General features: G+C 78.1%; 1 protein-coding gene. It reads left to right on the forward strand.

The genetic code is table 11. The features are described from left to right. Positions 1-94 precede the first annotated feature (94 nt). Positions 95-2,136 (forward strand): P-loop NTPase family protein (locus AAHZ94_RS33075; RefSeq protein WP_502964855.1); only part of this gene is annotated, 2,042 nt, incomplete at its 3' end.

Here is a 2,136-nt window from a genome sequence, read left to right on the forward strand (position 1 = left end):
GGGGACCGCCGGCCGCGCAACGGCGTCCCCCGGCCTCGGCGCCGGCTCGGCGGCCGGCCTCGCCAGGACCGCCGAGCTCACCTCGGGCGAGTACCTGCTGACCATCAACCCCGTCGACGGCAGCGAGATCGAGCAGTGCCCGCCGGGCAGCCCGCGCCACCCGGCCGCGCCCACCCGGCACAGCCCGGGCGAGCGGGCCGCGCTGCGCCGCGCCCAGGCCGCCGCCCGCTCCACGGTCACCGCGGGCGCCGGCGCCATCGCCACGTACACCGCCCGCGGCGAACTGCCGCTCCTGGAGCGGGACGAGGAACGGGACCGGCTGGTACGGCTGCTCGGCCGGGGCCGTTCGGTCCGGCTGACGGCGCCCTCGGGGGCCGGGCGCACCGCGCTGCTGGACGCGGTCGCCGACGGGTGCGCCGACTTCGCCCCGGACGGCGTGATCCGCCTCTCCGGATACCGCAGCACCCCCACTGACCTGCTGCACGCCCTGTGCTCGGCGGTCTACAAGATGCCCGCGCACCGCCCGGACCGGGCGCAACTCCTGGAACTCGCGCGCGACATCGGTGCCGTCGTGGTCCTGGACGACGTCGAGTTCGACGGCACGGCCCTCGATGACTTCCTGGACGCCACGCCCGAGTGCGCCTTCCTGATATCGGCGACGCCCGAGGTGTCGGCCCCCTCGCCCGGCGCGTACCTGGAAGAGGTCGCACTCGGCGGCCTCAGCCGCACCGCCTGCATGGAGTTGCTCGGCCGCCTGGTACGCCGTCCGCCCACCGACGAGGAAGCGGCCTGGGCGGCCGACCTGTGGTTCGAGTCGGAGGGGCTGCCGCTGCGGTTCGTCCAGGCCGCGGCGCTGTTGCGGGGCCGCGACCGGGCGGGTGGGGTGCCGGCGGAGCCGGCCGATGCGGTGCCAACTGGTGCGGTGCCAACTGGTGTGGTGCCGTCCGATGCGGTGCCGTCCGACCTGGCGCCGTTTGACGCGGCGCCGTCTGACGGGGCGCAGGGCGGCGCCTCCGTAGCCAAGCGGGGCACGGCCGGCGGGGCGCCGGAGCGGCGGGCGGGCGCGGACAGCGGAGCGGGCGCCGACGCGATCGGGGCGCCGACAGCCGCCGGGCCCGCCACCGGCGCGGGACCTGCGGCCACCGCACCCGCCGCACCGCCCGCACTCACGCTCACCGACGGCGTCGCCCCGGCCGCCCTGCTGGCCGGTCTGATCAGCCCCGCCGCCCGGGAGGCGCTCCAGTTCGCGCTGGCCCTCGGCGGCGAGTGCCCGCACCCGGCGCACCTGCCCGCGCTCATCGGCGACGCGCAGGCCGACGCCGCCGTCGCCGAACTGCTCGACTGTGGCCTGGTCACCCAGGCCGGCGACCACTACCGGCTGGGTACGGGCGTCGCCGCGCAACTCACCGCGGCCGGCCTGGCGCAGGACCCGGCGACCCGCGCGCTGACCGCCGCCCAGCACTACGCGTGGTGGGCCGGCCATCCCTCGGTGGCCGCGGCCCGCGCCGTGGAGGAAGCGGACGCGATGCTCGGCGCGCTGGCCGCCCTGGTCACCGCCCGTGCCACGCACACCGCGCCGGCCGACGGCGCCTCCGGTACATCGGGTACGGCGGGGGCGAAGGGTACGTCGGGCGCGTCCGGTGGCTCCGGCGCCGCCGACACCGGCGGGCAGCGGGTCGGGCAGCTCAGCGCGGCGGTGCTGCTGGCCAGGACGGCGGCCCCGGCGTTCGCCGCCGGGCTGCACTGGAGCGCGTGGGAACGCTGCCTGCGGCACGGCCAGGAAGCGGCCAGACTCGCCGGCGAGGTCGCCGAAGAAGCGTATTTCCACCACGAGTTGGGCGTCCTCGCGCTCTGCACCGACCAGGTGGACCGGGCCCGCGCCGAACTTGAGGCCGCCATCTCGCTGCGCGGCGTACTGGCCGACCGGCGCGGCGCCGTCGCAGGACGCAGGGCGCTGGCCCTGGTCGTGGACCGTACGGGCATCTCGGCGCCGGGCGGTCTCGACACGCTCGGCGCGCTCACCGGCGGCGTGGAGCCGGCCGCCGAGCCGCAGCCCGGGGGACCCGCGGGCGCCCCGGGGGCCGACGACCCGACCGCAGAACTGCCGCCGACCGCGGACGACGACACGCTCCGGGG

It is taken from the genome of Streptomyces sp. HSW2009 (assembly GCF_040240285.1).
In the GTDB taxonomy this organism is placed as follows: domain Bacteria; phylum Actinomycetota; class Actinomycetes; order Streptomycetales; family Streptomycetaceae; genus Streptomyces.